We start from the raw sequence: 17698 nt of genomic DNA, 5'->3' as shown, positions 1-17698 counted from the left end.
TAAGGCTCCCAATAAAATTTTAGTGTTAAGAATTGAAATTCATTAAATTTAATATAGTATATTTATGATATCATTTTAATATCATATTTCACATGACTGAAGAAAAAACTATCACTGGATTTAATGGATACATTATGCTGTTTGCATTTTTGATCCTTTTGTTTGGAAGTATTATCGCCATTTTCAATACCGGTAGTCCTGTATGGGCATTGGGTGTACTCATCGCTTTTCTTATAGTTCCCGGACTTATCCTGGTGAATCCAAACGAGTCGAGAGTACTTCTTCTTTTTGGTGATTATAAGGGAACGGTTAAGGAAAACGGACTTTTCTGGGTGAATCCGTTCTACACCAAAAAGAAAATCTCACTAAGAGCGAGAAATTTTGACAGTGAAAGATTAAAAGTGAATGATAAGCTTGGAAATCCAGTAATGATAAGTACCATTCTGGTTTGGAGGGTTCAGGATACTTTTAAAGCTTCATTTGATGTAGATAATTTTGAGAATTTCGTAGTGGTACAGACTGATGCAGCCGTTCGGAAATTAGCCAGTTTATATCCATATGATAACTTTGCCGATGAAGGTTTGGATGAGGATATCACTTTGAGGTCCAGTGTAAATGAAGTAAGTGATGCTTTGGAGAAAGAGCTGGAGGAGCGTTTGAATATTGCTGGAATTGAAGTTCTCGAAGCTCGTATTGGATATCTTGCCTATGCAAATGAAATTGCCAGCGCCATGTTGAAAAGACAGCAGGCTACGGCAATTGTGGCTGCAAGGCACAAGATTGTAGAAGGTGCAGTAAGTATGGTAGAAATGGCACTTGAAGAACTTAGCAGAAAGCAAGTAGTTGAACTGGATGGAGAACGCAGAGCCGCTATGGTTAGTAATCTTATGGTGGTTTTATGCGGAGATCGGGATGCGACACCCGTAGTAAATGCCGGAACTTTGAATCACTAGAATGCGCATATTCACGGAGAACCAGAGATTCAGACAGTGGTGGCTTATTATTCTTTTGATTACCATTATAATTGCCAGTGCACTCCCGCTTTTTTCTGAAATATCCATAAATAAGGTACGGCTTAAAAGTCTGATTGCGCCAATAATTAGTTTGGTGATTTTTATCCTGATATTTATTCTGAACCTTGAAACAAGGATTAACAGCAAAGGAATTAGCGCAGGTTTTGAACCTTTACCTTTCTTCAGAAGAAATTATAACTGGGACGAGATTCAGGAATGTTATGTAAGAACCTATGCACCTGTTTCTGAATATGGAGGATGGGGAATTCGAGGCTTCGGAAGAGCGAAAGCCTATAACGTTTCAGGTAACAAAGGCATACACATCATCACAAAAAATAATGAACGCTTTTTAATTGGTACAGAAAAACCTGACTTGGCAAGAAGAGCGATCAACAAGAATTTTAAAAATCATAAAGAATGAAGAAGTCAATCTGTTTTGTTTTGATGATCATTTCTTCGCTAATCACAGTAGCGCAGGATACCACATTTACAGAAACTGAATTAAGTATAGATGAATTTACAGATGGTACGATTACAATCCCTGCTGAGGGAAATATGAAACACCTCATCATTTTTATTCAGGGATCTGGCCCAACAGATAGAAATGGGAACCAGCCTATGTTGCAGAACGATGGCATAAAGAAAATAGCCCGGGAACTGGCGGGCAATGGTATTGCTTCCTTTAGATATGATAAACGAATCTTTAAAGCACAAAAACTTCAGCTTAGCGAAGAGGACATGATCTTTGAGGATTTTGTCAAGGATGCTAACAATGCAGTAAAGCATTTCAGAAAAGAAGAAAAATTCAGCAACATTATCATAGCAGGCCACAGCGAAGGGAGCCTCATTGGGATGCTGGTCGCTCAGGAAAACGCTGACGCATTTATTTCACTAGCCGGCGCTGCAGATCCTATTGACGAGATCATTACGGAGCAGGTCACGAACATGGCTCCAGAATTAGGTGCGAGTGCACGTACCGCTTTTGATGAAATGGCAGAGAATGGAAGAACTTCTAACTATAGTCCAATGCTGGAAGCAGTGTTCAGACCTTCAGTTCAGCCATTCATGGCAAGCTGGATGAAATATAACCCTTCAGAAGAAATCAGTAAACTTAAGATCCCGGTTCTTGTAGTAAATGGCACTTCAGATATTCAGGTGAGTGAAGAGCAGGCTCAAAAACTGGCAGAGGCAAATGAGAATTCAGAATTAGCGATTCTGGATCAAATGAATCACATTTTCAGAAAAATTGAAACAAAGGATCGATTGGTGAATTCAAAATCATACAATGAGCCAAACTTACCTTTGCACCCCGAGCTAGTTTCAATTTTAACTGAATTTGTAAAGGAACTTGACTAAATTATGGGTAAGAAAAAGGCATTCGCACTTCGGGTAGATGAAGATATGCTAAAAGCGATCGAGAAATGGGCAGCTGATGAATTCAGAAGTACCAATGGACAGATCGAGTGGATGCTTAACAAAGCCCTGAAAGACGCAAAGCGACATCCCAAACCAAAAAACGACCAGGAATAATGTTCAAAATAGTATTTTCAGATATTGACGGCACCTTACTGAATGTAGATCGTGACCTATCACCACTTACCATACAAACCATTAAATCGCTGGAAGAAAGAGATATACCATTCATTTTAATAAGCTCCAGAATGCCGGCAGCCATGCGCCATCTTCAGCAAAAGCTTGGGATAGAGCATCACCCAATAATCTCCTACAATGGCGGACTCATCCTCGTAGATGGAAAAGCCGTAAGTTCTACGGAGATTCCAATTAGTACTCTGGAAAGCTTACATCAATTTAATATCGCACATGATGTACATCTAAGTCTTTTCCATGCTGATGAGTGGTATGTTCCCAGAGAAGATTTCTGGACACGTAGGGAAATTAATAATACCAAGGTACAACCGCAATTAAGTAGTAATGCCGAAGTATTAGAAAGCTGGAAAGCTGCTGGGAAGGGCGCACATAAGATCATGGCAATGGGCGAAGAAGAAAAGATCGATAGCATCAGGGACTTTCTTATTGAAAATCACGGTGAGGATCTTCATTTGTACCGAAGCAAACCAAGTTATCTCGAGATCGCACCCCGAAAGATATCAAAGCTTACTGCGGTGGAGCATTTGCTAAAAGAGCATTTTCGTTTACCGCTCTCACAAAGTATGGCTTTTGGAGACAACTATAATGATCGTGAAATGCTGCAGGGTGTTGGTTTAGGAATCGCCGTAGGAAATGCCAAGCCCGAAGTACTTGAAATAGCTCACATGGTTACCGCACCAGGAAAGGAAGATGGTGTAGCGCAAAGTATTCGTGAGATCCTGTTGCAATAACTGAAAAGGAGACCGGCAGAAATTTTAAAAATTGTATTTTGCCGATCAACTTTTAAAAATTCTATGGAAACAACTGCCTTATTCACCAACGATGCGATCGTCTTTGGACTATTAATGATCGCTCTGGGTTTTGTGTTTTACACCTCTTCTCAAAAAGAAGGATTCTGGAGTAAATTTTATAAAGTCGTTCCCGCACTACTCATGTGCTACCTTATCCCGGCGATATTTAATTCGGTAGGACTCATAGATGATAACATTTCACAACTTTATTTTGTAGCCAGTCGATACCTTTTACCTGCGGCTCTGGTATTAATGACTTTAAGTATAGACCTGAAGGCAGTATTCAACCTTGGACCTAAAGCTCTTATTATGTTCTTTGCCGGAACTCTGGGTATCGTCCTTGGGGGACCGCTCGCAATTTTACTCATCTCTGCATTTTCTCCGGAAACTGTAGGCGGTGTTGGTCCAGATGCAGTTTGGCGAGGGCTCTCTACAATTGCTGGTAGCTGGATTGGTGGTGGTGCAAACCAGGCCGCGATGCTTGAGATATATGAGTATAATCAGGATCTTTACGGCGGGATGGTTCTTGTCGACATTATAGTTGCCAACCTCTGGATGGCAATAGTATTAATGGGAATTGGAAAAAATGAAGCAATAGATAGATGGCTGCAGGCAGACAATTCAGCCATTGAAGAATTGAAAGTTAAAGTTAGCAGTTACGCTGAAAGTGTTAACAGGATTCCAATGTTACCGGATTTTATGATCATGCTGGCGCTGGCATTTGGAGCAGTTGGTATAGCACATTGGGGCGCAGATGGAATTTCTACATACCTAACCGCGAATTTTGACATTTTCAATGATGGCAAAAGCGCACTTTCCTCCTTCTCTTCCCAGTTTTTCTGGATGATCACGATTGCTACTGCCCTGGGTATCATGTTCTCGTTTACGAAATTTAAAAAATACGAAGGTGCTGGCGCCAGTAAAATTGGAAGCATATTTATTTATATTCTTGTTGCTACCATCGGGATGAAAATGGACTTGACATCGGTATTTGATAATCCCGGACTTCTGGCGATAGGTCTCGTATGGATTCTAATTCATGTGATCGTACTGGTTATAACTGCGAAACTTATAAAGGCGCCGTACTTTTTCCTTGCGGTAGGAAGCCAGGCCAATGTAGGCGGGGCAGCATCAGCTCCGGTAGTTGCAGCAGCCTTTCACCCATCTCTTGCTACCGTAGGTGTGCTACTGGCAGTGTTTGGTTATGTAGTGGGTACTTATGGCGCTATTTTGTGTACAATTTTAATGCAATTAGCAGCTACCAGTTAGTAATAAACAGAAAAATATAAGATATTTGCGCACTTTAAAACTGCATCCCACAATGAAAAAATTAGCTCTTCTTTTAGTTATCCTGATCAGCATTAGCGCCTGTTCCGAAAAAGAAAGCAACCTGATTGTAAATGGAGAGATCAAAGGCCTGAAAAAAGGAACTTTGTACCTTCAAAAAATTGAAGACACTGCATTGGTAAATGTAGACTCAGTTCAGGTAACCGGTGATCCAAATTTTTCTATGGAAACCTATCTTGAGAGTCCACAAATCATGTACCTGTATCTTGAAAAAGTAGATAATAATCAGTATGATGATCGTATAGATTTCTTCGCAGACAAAGGGCAGATCACTATCAACACTAAACTGGATAAGTTTGAAACCAGTGCAGAAATAATTGGATCTGTGAACCAGGAGAAACTGGTTGAATACAGGAAAATGATAAGTAGATTTAATGATCAAAACCTCGATTTGATCAAAGCAAGTTTCGAAGCAGAAAAAGATCAGGACGAAGAGAAACTTATGGAGATCGACCAGAAGTATGATAAATTGCTACGTAGAAAATATCTCTATACTGTAAATTTTGCACTGAATAACAAGCAACATGAAATAGCACCTTATCTTGCACTTTCTGAAGTTTTTGATGCAAACATCAAGTACCTTGATACTATTTATAATTCCCTGGAACCAAAGATCAAAAAGTCTAAGTATGGTGAGGAATTGAAAAGCTTTTTGAAGGAACGCAGAAAAGAGGAAAAACTGGAAGATAAAGTGCAGGCGCAGGAAGTTGAAAATTCCTAGTTTAGCAGAAAATAATATGAAAAAGGAGCCTAATGGCTCCTTTTTTTATTTCTTAATATTTCTTTGGGTCAAAAGAAGAACAGTGTTCCATATTTTGTAGAAAAAACAACTATGAATAAGACGAATACAGAATATGACCTGATCTGTGCCGGTGGAGGTATCATGAGTGCAAGCCTTGCTCTAATGCTGAAATTAATAGATCCGGAAGTTAAGATCATCATCTTTGAACGATTGGATAAGATTGCCCAGGAAAGTACCAAAGCATGGAATAATGCAGGTACAGGGCATTCAGCATTCTGTGAACTTAACTATACTCCAGAGCAGGAAGATGGCTCTATAGATATTTCCAAAGCGATTGATACTTTCCAGCAATTCGAGAAATCAAAACAGTTCTGGGCTCATTTGACCAGTCAGGAATTAATAAAAAACCCCCAGAGTTTTATTCATAGTATTCCGCATCATGCATGGGTTCGCGGGGAAGATAATGTAGAATTTCTGAAGAAGAGGTTTGAGCGTATGAATTCTGAATTTATGTTTAAGGAAATGGAATTCACCAAAGATCATGAGACGATGAAAAAGTGGTTTCCACTTATTATGAAAGACCGTGAACCTGATGAAAAAATGGCGGCAACCCGAATGGAACTGGGAACTGGTGTAAATTTTGGTTCTCTTACTGAACAATATTTTGATCTATTAGAAAATCATTTTAAAGTTCCGGTTATAAGAAACACGGAGGTTCTGGACATTGATCCTGATGGACCCGATGACTGGTCGGCTATAGTAAAAGATCTGAATACCGGCGAAAAATCCTATTACGACGCGGAACATATTTTTATTGGTGCTGGAGGAGGCGCTTTGCCTCTGTTACAAAAGGTCGAGATCCCTGAAAAAGATGGGTATGGAGGCTTTCCAGTAAGCGGACAATGGCTTTCTTGTACGAACAGAGATGTTATCGAAAAACATGATGCCAAAGTTTATAGTAAGGCTGGTGTGGATGCACCACCAATGTCGGTACCTCATCTGGATTCGAGGTTCATTGATGGTAAAAAAGAATTACTGTTTGGCCCATTTGCAGGTTTCAGCACAAAATTTTTAAAAGAAGGATCTATTCTTGACCTGCCTAAATCTTTACGTTTTGACAATATTCCATCTATGTGGGGTGTTTTCTGGCACAACCTTCCGCTTACTACCTATCTCATTGACCAGGTAAGAATGAATCACGAAGACCGGGTAGATGAATTAAGGGTTTTTCTTAAGGATGCTAAACCGGAGGATTGGGAATTAAAAGTGGCTGGCCAGCGAGTTCAGATCATTAAACGAGATGAAGAACAAGGAGGTGTACTGGAATTTGGTACAGATGTAGTACATAGCAAAGATGGTAAAATAACGGCTTTGCTTGGAGCTTCTCCGGGTGCATCTACTGCTGTTCACATTATGCTTGAAGTGATGCAGATTGCATTTCCAGAGAAAGTAAGAACTAAAGAATTTCGTAAACAATTGGATAAAATGATCCCATTTTGGAACAGAGATGTTCGTGAGGATAAAGAAGGCTTTAAAGCTGTTCAGGAGCGCACCAGTAAGTTGTTGCAACTTGACGCCCTGCACTAAGAACAAAATTTTGATCACAAAAAAAAGCCTCTCAAATGAGAGGTTTTTTTAAGTCAAAGGAAATTGGCTTCCGATTCTCCCTTAGAACTGGCGTTAACCGAATATTCTTAAAACAAAAAAGCTCCCCCTTTCGGAGAAGCTTTTCATTAAGAGCCGATGGAGGGACTCGAACCCACGACCTGCTGATTACAAATCAGCTGCTCTAGCCAGCTGAGCTACATCGGCAACTTATTAAAGTGCATTCAATTTCTCGACAAGGTCTTTCGCCTTCTTCTCAAGATCCTTCTCTATATCTCTAAAGTGTCTTTGTTTGTTTTCAACATCACGTCGATTGATCTCTCTGATCAATTCATCGTAGTCGCTGATAGCTTCGTCCACGATAGCTTCAGACTTATTGTCATCTTTCTTCGGGTTAGCCATTTGGTGAATATAGGCAGCATCGATGATGTCTCCCATTACATAATTCACGTTTTTCTTAAGCAGTCTTTTACTAGCCATTATCATTTAATTTCGGCTGCGAATTTAAACTATTTTTCGAAACGAAAATGATTTTATTAAAATTTAATTCTGATATTTTTTCAGGATTTCAAGTGCTTCCGGCATATGTCTAGAAGCGTTCATACTATTGAACCTGTGCAGTAGTTTGCCATCCTTACCAAAAACAAAGGTTTCTCTTCCGGGAAGAAGTCCTAAAAGACTGGCTTTTACATTGAAAGCATTTCTTGCTTTTTTATCTCTATCAGACAGGAAAATGTATGGCAAATTATACTTTTCACTGAATTTCGCATGGGAGGCAGTAGTATCTGCACTAATCCCAATAACCTCAGCACCCAGATCCTGAAATTTCTGGTAACTATCACGAAAGCTGCAGGCTTCCTTGGTACACCCCGGAGTAAAATCCTTTGGATAAAAATAAACTACAAATGCTTTTTCACCCACAAGATCTCTAAAATTAAATTCTTTACGATTCTGATCCTTTAACCTTAAATCTGGTACTAAATCTCCCTTTTTCATTATTCTCCTTTATAAGTAACATAATTACGCGGAGTCTCATACAGCGTAACTTCCAGGTCGTGTGTTTCCTGAATTTGTTTTCGAAGTTTATTCCATATGACTATTGAAATATTTTCAGCCGTAGGATTCAGATTCTTAAACTCTTCCACCTCTACATTCAGGTTCTTATGATCAAAAGCATCTTCAACTTCAGTGCGAATAAGATCCTTCAGGATTTTTAAATCCATCACAAAACCAGTTTCCGGATCAATATTTCCAGTCACAGATACTATGAGTTCATAATTATGCCCATGATAGTTTGGATTACTGCATTTTCCAAAAACCTCAAGGTTCCTGGCATCATCCCAGTCTTTTCTATACAATCGATGAGCTGCATTAAAATGAGCTTTTCTGTGAACGGTTACTCTCATTGCTGAATGTGTGAATAATATTTATCAAAGATGATCTTAAACCATTCGGTATAAATAGAAGGGTTCGCTTGCATATCCTTTTCTATAGCTTCCAGAGACATCCACTTCCACTCTGCTACCTCATCTGGATTCAAATCTGGCTTACCTTCAAAATATCCCACGAGAATATGGTCGAATTCATGCTCCGTAAGACCATTATCAAATGGCGCTTTATAAATAAAAGAAATGGTGTCTTTAAGTTCTGTTGAGAAACCCATCTCTTCCTGCAATCTACGCTTTCCAGCTTCAATATTGGATTCCCCCTCACGCTGATGACTACAACAGGTGTTTGTCCAGAGACCAGGTGAATGATATTTCGACAAAGCTCTTTGTTGAATCATCAATTCATTCTTATCATTAAAAACAAATACTGAAAAGGCTCTGTGAAGCAATGCCTTTTCGTGGGCCTCGATCTTCTCCATCAGCCCTATTTGCTCATCTTTTTCGTTAACTAATATTACTTTTTCCTGCGCCATTATTAAATTTGAAGCTCAAATGTACAAAATCAGGGTTTTGTTTCATAAGGATGCCGATTAAGCAATTCCTAAAGTTTTCCGAAGAATATAGCCAGTCTAAACTTTATTCCAATCAGATCTTCCAAAACCATCAATCCCGTGTTTACGTATATATCTTTGCGAATTGTTGGGGAAACGATCGCTATGAAAAAAATGGAGTCTTTGGGGGACTCCTTTTTCATTTCATTAAACTTCAAGTTATGCAATCATTCAAAATAATTAGCACGCGCATAAATCCTTAAAATAATCTTACTTTTGCAGCTGCAAATATCCGTTATGAAGCAGTACCAGAAAGAGATTAATAAAAGAAGAACATTCGGGATCATATCTCACCCAGATGCCGGTAAAACTACCTTAACTGAAAAACTACTCTTGTTTGGAGGAGCCATCCAGGAAGCTGGGGCTGTAAAATCTAACAAGATAAAAAAAGGAGCTACGAGTGACTTTATGGAGATCGAACGTCAACGTGGGATCTCGGTAGCAACATCTGTACTTGCTTTTGAATACAGAGATATCAAGATCAATATCCTGGATACTCCCGGGCATAAGGATTTTGCTGAAGATACATTTCGAACGCTAACTGCTGTAGATAGTGTGATCGTTGTGATCGATGTTGCTAAAGGTGTAGAAGAGCAAACTGAAAAACTTGTGGAAGTTTGCCGTATGCGAAATATTCCCATGATCGTTTTTATCAATAAAATGGATCGTGAAGGAAAAGATGCTTTTGAACTCCTGGATGAAATTGAACAAAAATTAAATCTAAAAGTAACTCCTCTTAGTTTTCCAATTGGGATGGGTTATGACTTTAAAGGAATCTATAATATCTGGGAAAAAAATGTAAACCTTTTCACAGGTGATCCTAGAAGAGATATTGAAGAAACTATTGAGATCGACGATCTCCAGAATGAAGAACTTGATCAGTTGATTGGTGATAAAGCTGCTAATGACTTACGTGAAGAGCTGGAATTAGCTCAAGGGGTTTATCCAGATTTTGACAGGCAGGATTACCTGGATGGTAAATTGCAACCTGTATTTTTTGGATCTGCTTTGAATAATTTCGGAGTGCGTGAACTACTGGACTGTTTTATAACAATAGCACCGCCTCCCCGCCCAAAAGAAAGTGATACCCGACTTGTAAGACCGGAAGAAGAAAAGTTTACAGGTTTTGTATTTAAAATTCACGCGAATATGGATCCGAAACATAGGGATCGATTAGCGTTCATAAAAATTGTTTCAGGTAAGTTCGAACGTAATAAAAATTATCTACATGTTCGGAATAATAAGAACATGAAGTTTTCTTCTCCAAACGCATTTTTTGCTGAAAAGAAAGAAATTGTCGATACTTCCTATCCTGGCGATATCGTTGGACTTCACGATACCGGTAGTTTTAAAATTGGTGATACATTAACTGAAGGTGAGAACCTCATGTACAAAGGTATTCCTAGCTTTTCACCAGAACACTTTAGATATATAAATAATGCCGATCCTATGAAATCCAAGCAATTGGAAAAAGGGATTGACCAGTTGATGGATGAAGGTGTTGCGCAGTTGTTTACCCTGGAACTTAATGGTAGGAAAGTTATCGGAACCGTTGGTGCCTTACAGTTCGAGGTTATTCAATACAGACTGGAACATGAATACGGAGCAAAGTGTACCTATGAAAACCTCAATGTGCATAAAGCTACCTGGGTTGAAGCAGAAAATGAGAAGTCTGAAGAGTTCAAGGAATTCAAGCGTGTGAAAGCAAAATACCTTGCGAAAGACAAATCTGGACAATTGGTATTTCTTGCAGATTCTCAGTTCTCACTACAAATGACTCAGCAAAAATATCCTTCTATCAAATTCCATAGTACATCTGAATTTTAGAATTAGTAGAAGTTTTTATAATTATAGAAACTAAAACATCCTGAAAATAGACTTATAATATTCACTATTTTCGGGACAAATCTTTACTATGTCCCAGATAGATCAGTTCATTGCAGATTTCGCTTCCCTCGTTTGGGGAATACCACTTGTAATACTATTAATAGGTGGCGGAATTTATCTCCTGATCTATTCACGTTTTTTACCTTTTCGCTATTTAGGGCATTCTGTAGAAATACTTCGAGGGAAATATAATAATCCTGAAGATCCGGGAGATATCAACCATTTTCAGGCTTTGTCCACGGCGCTTTCCTCCACCGTTGGAATGGGAAACATTGCCGGTGTGGCCGTTGCTATTGCCGTTGGTGGACCTGGCGCTATATTCTGGTTATGGATAAGTGCGATCGTTGGTATGGCTACGAAGTTTTTCACCAATACTCTTGCGGTCATGTATCGTGGAAAAGATTCTGAAGGAAAGATTCAGGGAGGTGTAATGTATTTTATCGTGGAAGGGCTCGGTAAAAAATGGAAGCCAATGGCTGCATTTTTTGCGGTCGCTGGTCTGGTAGGTGCACTGCCAGTTTTTAATGTAAATCAGTTAACTCAGGCTATTAATTATATTCTGCTTGAGCCTAATGGGGTGCAAACAGGCTTTGGAACAAGTCTGGTCATAGGAATTATGCTGACTATCATCACCACCATTGTTATCATAGGCGGACTGGACCGTATTAGTAAAACGGTTTCGAAACTGGTACCAGCAATGGTCCTTCTATATTTCGTTTCAGTGGTCGCCATACTTTTCGTGCATTATGATGTGGTACTCAGCTATTTTGGTATGATATTTACCGACGCTTTTGCTGCGGAAAATTATAAAGGAGATCCTTTGCTAGGAGGCGTCCTGGGAGGCTTGATCTTACTTGGGATACGTAGAGGTGCATTTTCCAATGAAGCTGGAATTGGAACTGCTACGATGGCGCATGGAGCCAGTAAAACATCGGAACCTGTTCGTGAAGGTCTTATAGCTATGCTGGGCCCGGCAATTGACACGCTGGTGGTTTGTACACTCACAGCAATGGCTATTCTGGTCACTGGCGTCTGGCAAACTGAAGATGTCAACGGAGTCAGCCTGACGGCGGCCGCTTTTGACGAAGCAATACCATATGTAGGAAATTATCTATTACTGCTTTGTATACTCGCTTTTAGCGTGTCCTCATTATTCTCTTATTCTTACTACGGAACAAAATGTTTATCATTCCTGGCCGGTGCTGAAAATAAGAAGTATTACAACTACGTCTATGTTCTTAGTATTCTCGTAGGAGCTACCACATCTTTAAGCTTTATTCTGAATCTTATTGACGGGTTTTTCGCATTGATGGCGATTCCTACAATGATTGCTACCCTAATTATGGCTCCACGTGTGATGAAAGCTGCTAAAATATATTTTGAGACGTATAAATAAAAAGATTTCTAGAGTCTGGAAAATAAACCATACCATCGAAATCTTTTTACTGAAGTATTTCTGCTGAATTATGCCTGACCAGTTGGTCCAAAATTTAGCGGCACTGGTGCTTTATCGTAATCCTTGATCTCTCCATGAGCTTTCTCAAAGCGTTGGATATTGTCTCCAAGAGCTTTTAATAAACGCTTAGCGTGCTGCGGAGTCAGGATAATCCTTGATTTCACTTTGCTTTTAGGCCTACCCGGCATGATATTTACGAAATCAACAACAAATTCTGATACTGAATGATTGATAATTGCGAGATTGGAATATGTTCCTTCTGCAACTGCCTCGTCTAATTCTATATTGATCTTACCTTTATCCTGATTCTTTTTATTGTCGTCACTCATAATTTAAATTTTAAGCTCATAAGATATAAAATAATGCTTAGGCTTTTCTTTTGTAGCTAACAAAATCGGCACTTACAGGCTCGATCTTCTTTTCCCTGAATTCTGCAGCGATCTGTCCACGATAATAAGTAGCACGGTTCACAACGTGAAATATAATATCGCTGATTGAATTCTGATGGGATTCATTTTTAGTATCTGAGAATGATATATTTTCGTCCAGTTCTCTATCGTCCAGGATTTCGACGGCTGTCTGATAATTACGCTCTTCGATCTCTTTTAATTTCTCAGGTTCCCAAACTTTCCAGATATCAATCACTTCACCATCAGTAATTCTATTATTCCATAAGGTCTGAGAATTTAATATATGGGAAATGAGTTTTTTTGAGCTTTCCGCGATCACATAGTGTAGATCTCCATCGTTAAATTTCGAAATGATTTCAAGGTTAGTTTCATGAGAATACTGCAGTATCTCTTTCATAAATTTCTTCATATTACAAAGATGAGTATAAATAAAAAAGGCCCCGCGGTGAGCGGAGCCTTTTAAGATAAACTTATCAGGGAATTAGTTATAATTAACTTCCTGTTTCTTCTCAAGCATTTCGTCAAATTCTTCTTTAGAACCAACGATAATACTATCGTACTTTCTCATACCTGTACCTGCTGGAATTCTATGTCCAACAATTACATTTTCCTTCAATCCTTCAAGTTTGTCGATCTTACCGTTTACTGCAGCTTCGTTCAACACCTTAGTTGTTTCCTGGAAGGAAGCAGCCGAGATGAATGACTTAGTCTGTAGTGATGCTCTCGTAATACCCTGAAGTACCGGATTAGCAGTTGCAGTGATCACGTCTCTTGCAGTTGCAAGATTCTTATCCTCTCTTCTAAGAATTGAATTCTCATCTCTTAGATCTCTTGGAGTAATGATCTGTCCAGCTTTCAGTCTTTCTGAATCACCAGCTTCTTCAACTACTTTCATTCCGAATAACTTATTGTTTTCGTCAATGAAATCAGCTTTATGAACTAGTTGATTTTCAAGGAAGATCGTATCACCTGGATCAACAATTCTTACTTTACGCATCATTTGTCTTACAACAACTTCAAAGTGCTTATCATTAATCTTCACACCCTGTAGTCGGTAAACTTCCTGAACTTCGTTTACAAGATACTGTTGTACCGCATTTGGTCCTTTAATATTCAAGATATCTTCAGGAGTAATAGATCCATCAGAAAGTGGCATTCCTGCTCTCACGTAGTCATTCTCCTGTACGAGGATCTGGTTAGATAATTTAACCAAGTATTTCTTAACCTCTCCAAGTTTAGATTCTACGATGATCTCACGATTACCTCTTTTGATTTTTCCGAAGGAAACAACACCATCAATCTCAGATACTACAGCTGGATTAGACGGGTTACGTGCTTCGAAAAGTTCAGTAACTCTTGGAAGACCTCCGGTAATATCACCTGCTTTAGATGATTTACGTGGAATCTTCACCAAAATTTTACCTACACCAATCTTTTCAGCGTTGTCCACCATAAGGTGAGCTCCTACTGGTAGGTTATAAGAACGAATCACTTCATCCTTCTTCCCTAAGATATGTAGTGTTGGGATCAATTTCTTGTTTCTGGATTCAGAGATCACTTTCTCCTGGAATCCTGTCTGCTCATCGATCTCAACCTGGTAAGTAACACCCTGGTCTACATTTTCGTATTTGATTTTACCGGCAAATTCAGAAATAATCACACCGTTATATGGATCCCAGGTACAGATGACATCACCTTTAGTTACCTTGGCGCCATTCTCGATATTGATCTGAGAACCGTAAGGGATGTTGTTATTACTTAATACAACACCTGTTTTCTTATCCTTAATCTTAAGTTCAGCAGTACGAGAGATCACGATGTCTGCAGTTCCACCATCAGGGGCTTCACCTTTAACAACTTTTAGATCTTCGATCTCTGCAACACCATCAAATCTTGCTTCAAGCTTATTGTCTTCAGAAATGTTACCTGCAATACCTCCAACGTGGAATGTACGTAGTGTAAGCTGTGTACCAGGTTCTCCAATAGATTGTGCAGCAACAACACCAACAGCTTCACCTGTTTGTACGATCTTGTTAGTTGCAAGGTTTCTACCGTAACACTTGATACAGATCCCTTTCTTCGCCTCACAGGTAAGTGGTGAACGTACTTCAACACCTTCGATTGGCGCAGCTTCGATCTTAGCTACAATTTCTTCAGTAATCTCTTCGTTCGTTCCAACGATAAGTTCTTCTGTTGAAGGATTTACCACATCATGTAGAGAAATACGTCCAAGGATTCTCTCTCCTAATGATTCTACAATCTCTTCATTCTTTTTAAGTGGCTTAACTTCTACACCTCTTAAAGTTCCACAATCATCTTCATTAACAATTACGTCTTGTGAAACATCTACCAGACGACGGGTTAAGTAACCAGCATCGGCAGTTTTTAATGCTGTATCGGCAAGACCTTTACGAGCACCGTGAGTCGAGATAAAGTATTCAAGAATTGAAAGTCCTTCCTTAAAGTTAGAAAGAATCGGGTTTTCAATAATTTCACCACCACCAGAGTTAGATTTCTTAGGCTTAGCCATCAATCCACGCATACCGGTTAACTGACGAATCTGTTCCTTCGAACCACGCGCACCAGAATCAAGCATCATATACACAGAGTTAAACCCTTGCTTGTCTTCACGAATACGCTTCATTGCAAGATCTGTAAGACCTGCGTTGGTAGAAGTCCAGATATCAATTACCTGGTTGTAACGTTCGTTGTTGGTAATAAGACCCATATTATAGTTTCCTATAATACCTTCAACCTGTTCGTTAGCTTCATCAATCATGGATTGCTTCTCTTCAGGGATAATAATATCACCTAAACTGAAGGAAAGTCCACCACGGAAAGCGAATCCATATCCAAGACCTTTGATCTCGTCAAGGAATTCTGAAGTTTCAGGAACACTAGTAATTCTTAGAATATTCCCAATAATCTCACGAAGTGATTTCTTAGTAAGTACTTCATTTATGTAACCAGCCTTTTCAGGCACTGCTTCATTAAATAATACTCTACCAACGGTAGTTTCCTTGATCATCATGACCAATTCTCCTGCTTCGTTGAAATCTTTGGTTCTAATCTTAATACCTGCATTAAGGTCTACACGCTTCTGGTTGTAAGCAATAACTAGCTCTTCCGCAGAATAGAACGTAAGTCCTTCACCTTTTACTGGCTCCTCTTTCGTACCAATCTTATGTTTGGTCATGTAGTAAAGACCCAAGACCATATCCTGAGAAGGTACTGTAATTGGAGAACCATTTGCAGGGTTCAATATGTTATGAGAAGCAAGCATTAATAACTGTGCTTCCAGAATAGCCTCTGGCCCAAGTGGTAAATGAACTGCCATCTGGTCACCATCGAAATCGGCGTTGAATGCAGTACATGCAAGTGGGTGAAGCTGAATTGCCTTACCTTCAATAAGTTTAGGCTGGAATGCCTGGATTCCCAGACGGTGAAGCGTAGGAGCACGGTTTAATAGTACCGGATGCCCTTTAAGCACATTTTCCAGAATATCCCAAACTACAGGTTCTTTTTTATCTATGATTTTCTTCGCAGACTTCACTGTTTTTACAATTCCTCTTTCTATCAGTTTTCTGATGATAAAAGGCTTGTAAAGCTCAGCTGCCATATTCTTCGGAAGACCACACTCAAACATTTTAAGTTCTGGTCCTACAACGATTACAGAACGTGCTGAATAATCCACACGCTTACCAAGTAAGTTCTGACGGAAACGTCCCTGCTTACCTTTCAATGAATCTGAAAGTGATTTAAGAGGACGGTTAGAGTCAGTTTTTACTGCTGAAGATTTTCTTGTATTATCGAATAATGAATCTACAGATTCCTGAAGCATACGTTTCTCATTACGTAAGATCACTTCAGGAGCTTTGATCTCCATTAATCTCTTCAAACGATTGTTACGAATAATTACACGACGGTAAAGATCATTTAAATCTGAAGTCGCAAAACGACCACCGTCAAGAGGCACCAAAGGTCTAAGTTCTGGCGGAATTACCGGCACAACTTTCATGATCATCCACTCTGGATTGTTCTCTCTGTTCTTATTCGCATCACGGAAAGCTTCCACAACCTGAAGACGTTTAAGTGCTTCAGTTTTACGTTGCTTCGAAGTTTCGTTGTTCGCTTTGTGTCTTAGTTCATATGAAAGCTCGTCAAGATCGATTCTCTTAAGGATCTCGATAAGGCATTCAGCTCCCATCTTAGCGATAAATTTATTTGGATCGCTATCGTCCAGGTATTGGTTCTCCTGAGGAAGTTCATCTAAAATATTCAGATATTCTTCTTCAGTAAGGAAATCCATTTTTTGTAGAGCTTTTCCTTCTTCATCTGTCGCATTACCTGCCTGGATCACTACGTATCTTTCGTAGTAGATGATCATGTCAAGTTTTTTAGACGGCAGACCTAGCAAATAACCAATTTTGTTAGGTAAAGAACGGAAATACCAGATATGTGCTACAGGTACTACAAGGTTGATGTGACCTACACGATCTCTACGAACCTTTTTCTCTGTAACTTCCACACCACAACGGTCACAAACGATTCCTTTGTATCGGATTCTTTTGTATTTTCCACAGGCACACTCATAATCCTTTACAGGACCAAAAATACGCTCACAGAACAAACCGTCACGCTCTGGTTTGTGCGTACGGTAATTGATCGTTTCAGGCTTAAGAACTTCACCACGAGATTCCGCAAGGATGGACTCTGGAGAAGCTAAACCTATAGAGATCTGGTTAAACCTCTGTACTGTATTTTTATCATTATTTCTAGCCATAATAACTGCTGCTAATTATTGTGAATATTCAGTTTAAACGGGACGCCGTAACGTCCC

General features: G+C 39.3%; 18 protein-coding genes and 1 tRNA gene. 10 read left to right on the top strand and 9 right to left on the bottom strand.

The annotated features are described in order from the left end of the window. Positions 1–92: 92 nt before the first annotated feature. From T8I65_RS04280 to mqo, 8 genes are all read left to right on the top strand, one after another. The gene (locus T8I65_RS04280; protein ID WP_322302176.1) at positions 93–953 is read left to right on the top strand and encodes an SPFH domain-containing protein; all 861 of its coding nucleotides are present in this window, start codon (positions 93–95) and stop codon (positions 951–953) included. 1 nt (position 954) lies between these two features. After that, a complete protein-coding gene (locus T8I65_RS04275; protein WP_322302175.1) occupies positions 955–1434 on the top strand; it encodes a hypothetical protein in 480 nt (159 codons plus the stop codon). Further along, positions 1431–2369, top strand: a complete 939-nt coding sequence (locus T8I65_RS04270) for an alpha/beta hydrolase family protein (RefSeq protein ID WP_322302174.1) — start codon at positions 1431–1433, stop codon at positions 2367–2369. The genes T8I65_RS04275 and T8I65_RS04270 overlap by 4 nt, the downstream gene beginning before the upstream one ends. A gap of 3 nt (positions 2370–2372) precedes the next feature. Next, the gene (locus T8I65_RS04265; protein WP_141877105.1) at positions 2373–2543 is read left to right on the top strand and encodes an Arc family DNA binding domain-containing protein; all 171 of its coding nucleotides are present in this window, start codon (positions 2373–2375) and stop codon (positions 2541–2543) included. Continuing rightward, positions 2543–3352 (top strand): HAD family hydrolase, encoded by an 810-nt coding sequence (locus T8I65_RS04260; protein ID WP_322302173.1) that lies wholly within the window; start codon positions 2543–2545, stop codon positions 3350–3352. Before T8I65_RS04265 ends, T8I65_RS04260 begins: the two co-directional genes overlap by 1 nt. Positions 3353–3415: 63 nt before the next feature. Further along, a complete protein-coding gene (locus T8I65_RS04255) occupies positions 3416–4681 on the top strand; it encodes a DUF819 domain-containing protein (RefSeq protein WP_322302172.1) in 1266 nt (421 codons plus the stop codon). Between the two features lie 52 nt (positions 4682–4733). Next, complete coding sequence (locus tag T8I65_RS04250) at positions 4734–5480, top strand: DUF4369 domain-containing protein (RefSeq protein WP_322302171.1); 747 nt, start codon at positions 4734–4736, stop codon at positions 5478–5480. A gap of 111 nt (positions 5481–5591) precedes the next feature. Continuing rightward, entirely contained in the window at positions 5592–7088 is a 1497-nt protein-coding gene (gene mqo, locus T8I65_RS04245; RefSeq protein ID WP_322302170.1) for a malate dehydrogenase (quinone), read from the top strand. Between the two features lie 151 nt (positions 7089–7239). Here the strand turns inward: mqo and T8I65_RS04240 are convergent. The 6 genes from T8I65_RS04240 to T8I65_RS04215 all read right to left on the bottom strand — a co-directional run bounded on the left by T8I65_RS04240 (position 7240) and on the right by T8I65_RS04215 (position 9248). Continuing rightward, positions 7240–7313, bottom strand: a tRNA-Thr gene (locus T8I65_RS04240). Positions 7314–7319: 6 nt separating this feature from the next. Then, complete coding sequence (locus T8I65_RS04235) at positions 7320–7586, bottom strand: hypothetical protein (protein ID WP_322302169.1); 267 nt, start codon at positions 7584–7586, stop codon at positions 7320–7322. Positions 7587–7649: 63 nt separating this feature from the next. Next, a complete protein-coding gene (locus T8I65_RS04230; RefSeq protein WP_322302168.1) occupies positions 7650–8102 on the bottom strand; it encodes a peroxiredoxin in 453 nt (150 codons plus the stop codon). Next, positions 8102–8512, bottom strand: a complete 411-nt coding sequence (locus tag T8I65_RS04225) for a 6-carboxytetrahydropterin synthase (RefSeq protein ID WP_322302167.1) — start codon at positions 8510–8512, stop codon at positions 8102–8104. The genes T8I65_RS04230 and T8I65_RS04225 overlap by 1 nt, the downstream gene beginning before the upstream one ends. Further along, positions 8509–9027 carry an isopentenyl-diphosphate Delta-isomerase gene (idi, locus tag T8I65_RS04220; RefSeq protein WP_298524870.1) on the bottom strand — a complete coding sequence of 173 codons (519 nt, stop codon included), beginning with the start codon at positions 9025–9027 and terminating at the stop codon, positions 8509–8511. Before idi ends, T8I65_RS04225 begins: the two co-directional genes overlap by 4 nt. A 68-nt stretch (positions 9028–9095) precedes the next feature. Next, the gene (locus T8I65_RS04215; protein ID WP_322302166.1) at positions 9096–9248 is read right to left on the bottom strand and encodes a hypothetical protein; all 153 of its coding nucleotides are present in this window, start codon (positions 9246–9248) and stop codon (positions 9096–9098) included. Positions 9249–9342: 94 nt separating this feature from the next. Between T8I65_RS04215 and T8I65_RS04210 the strand changes: the two genes are divergently transcribed. Both T8I65_RS04210 and T8I65_RS04205 read left to right on the top strand, forming a co-directional pair. Next, entirely contained in the window at positions 9343–10932 is a 1590-nt protein-coding gene (locus T8I65_RS04210; RefSeq protein ID WP_322302165.1) for a peptide chain release factor 3, read from the top strand. An 88-nt stretch (positions 10933–11020) separates the two neighbouring features. Continuing rightward, positions 11021–12388, top strand: coding sequence for an amino acid carrier protein (locus tag T8I65_RS04205; protein WP_322302164.1), 1368 nt, complete (start codon positions 11021–11023; stop codon positions 12386–12388). 68 nt (positions 12389–12456) lie between these two features. On the opposite strand, the gene T8I65_RS04200 is transcribed toward T8I65_RS04205, so the two are convergent. The 3 genes from T8I65_RS04200 to rpoC all read right to left on the bottom strand — a co-directional run bounded on the left by T8I65_RS04200 (position 12457) and on the right by rpoC (position 17641). Beyond that, positions 12457–12777 (bottom strand): DUF3467 domain-containing protein, encoded by a 321-nt coding sequence (locus tag T8I65_RS04200; RefSeq protein WP_141877094.1) that lies wholly within the window; start codon positions 12775–12777, stop codon positions 12457–12459. A gap of 37 nt (positions 12778–12814) precedes the next feature. Beyond that, complete coding sequence (locus tag T8I65_RS04195) at positions 12815–13255, bottom strand: DinB family protein (RefSeq protein ID WP_322302163.1); 441 nt, start codon at positions 13253–13255, stop codon at positions 12815–12817. Between the two features lie 84 nt (positions 13256–13339). Further along, positions 13340–17641 carry a DNA-directed RNA polymerase subunit beta' gene (gene rpoC, locus T8I65_RS04190; RefSeq protein ID WP_322302162.1) on the bottom strand — a complete coding sequence of 1434 codons (4302 nt, stop codon included), beginning with the start codon at positions 17639–17641 and terminating at the stop codon, positions 13340–13342. Positions 17642–17698 lie beyond the last annotated feature (57 nt).

This window comes from Christiangramia sp. OXR-203, assembly GCF_034372165.1.
Lineage (GTDB): Bacteria > Bacteroidota > Bacteroidia > Flavobacteriales > Flavobacteriaceae > Christiangramia.
Note: the sequence above shows the minus strand (reverse complement) of the source record. Positions and strands in the feature narration are given on the sequence as shown.

Excerpts from the sequence above, each read along its gene's own strand:
- T8I65_RS04225 (WP_322302167.1), bottom strand. The coding sequence starts at position 8,512 with ATGAGAGTAACCGTTCACAGAAAAGCTCATTTTAATGCAGCTCATCGA.
- T8I65_RS04265 (WP_141877105.1), top strand. The coding sequence starts at position 2,373 with ATGGGTAAGAAAAAGGCATTCGCACTTCGGGTAGATGAAGATATGCTA.
- T8I65_RS04255 (WP_322302172.1), top strand. The coding sequence starts at position 3,416 with ATGGAAACAACTGCCTTATTCACCAACGATGCGATCGTCTTTGGACTA.
- T8I65_RS04195 (WP_322302163.1), bottom strand. The coding sequence starts at position 13,255 with ATGAAAGAGATACTGCAGTATTCTCATGAAACTAACCTTGAAATCATT.
- T8I65_RS04215 (WP_322302166.1), bottom strand. The coding sequence starts at position 9,248 with ATGAAAAAGGAGTCCCCCAAAGACTCCATTTTTTTCATAGCGATCGTT.
- T8I65_RS04280 (WP_322302176.1), top strand. The coding sequence starts at position 93 with ATGACTGAAGAAAAAACTATCACTGGATTTAATGGATACATTATGCTG.
- T8I65_RS04200 (WP_141877094.1), bottom strand. The coding sequence starts at position 12,777 with ATGAGTGACGACAATAAAAAGAATCAGGATAAAGGTAAGATCAATATA.
- T8I65_RS04230 (WP_322302168.1), bottom strand. The coding sequence starts at position 8,102 with ATGAAAAAGGGAGATTTAGTACCAGATTTAAGGTTAAAGGATCAGAAT.
- T8I65_RS04210 (WP_322302165.1), top strand. The coding sequence starts at position 9,343 with ATGAAGCAGTACCAGAAAGAGATTAATAAAAGAAGAACATTCGGGATC.
- T8I65_RS04275 (WP_322302175.1), top strand. The coding sequence starts at position 955 with ATGCGCATATTCACGGAGAACCAGAGATTCAGACAGTGGTGGCTTATT.
- mqo (WP_322302170.1), top strand. The coding sequence starts at position 5,592 with ATGAATAAGACGAATACAGAATATGACCTGATCTGTGCCGGTGGAGGT.
- T8I65_RS04250 (WP_322302171.1), top strand. The coding sequence starts at position 4,734 with ATGAAAAAATTAGCTCTTCTTTTAGTTATCCTGATCAGCATTAGCGCC.
- T8I65_RS04235 (WP_322302169.1), bottom strand. The coding sequence starts at position 7,586 with ATGGCTAGTAAAAGACTGCTTAAGAAAAACGTGAATTATGTAATGGGA.
- idi (WP_298524870.1), bottom strand. The coding sequence starts at position 9,027 with ATGGCGCAGGAAAAAGTAATATTAGTTAACGAAAAAGATGAGCAAATA.
- T8I65_RS04260 (WP_322302173.1), top strand. The coding sequence starts at position 2,543 with ATGTTCAAAATAGTATTTTCAGATATTGACGGCACCTTACTGAATGTA.
- T8I65_RS04205 (WP_322302164.1), top strand. The coding sequence starts at position 11,021 with ATGTCCCAGATAGATCAGTTCATTGCAGATTTCGCTTCCCTCGTTTGG.
- rpoC (WP_322302162.1), bottom strand. The coding sequence starts at position 17,641 with ATGGCTAGAAATAATGATAAAAATACAGTACAGAGGTTTAACCAGATC.
- T8I65_RS04270 (WP_322302174.1), top strand. The coding sequence starts at position 1,431 with ATGAAGAAGTCAATCTGTTTTGTTTTGATGATCATTTCTTCGCTAATC.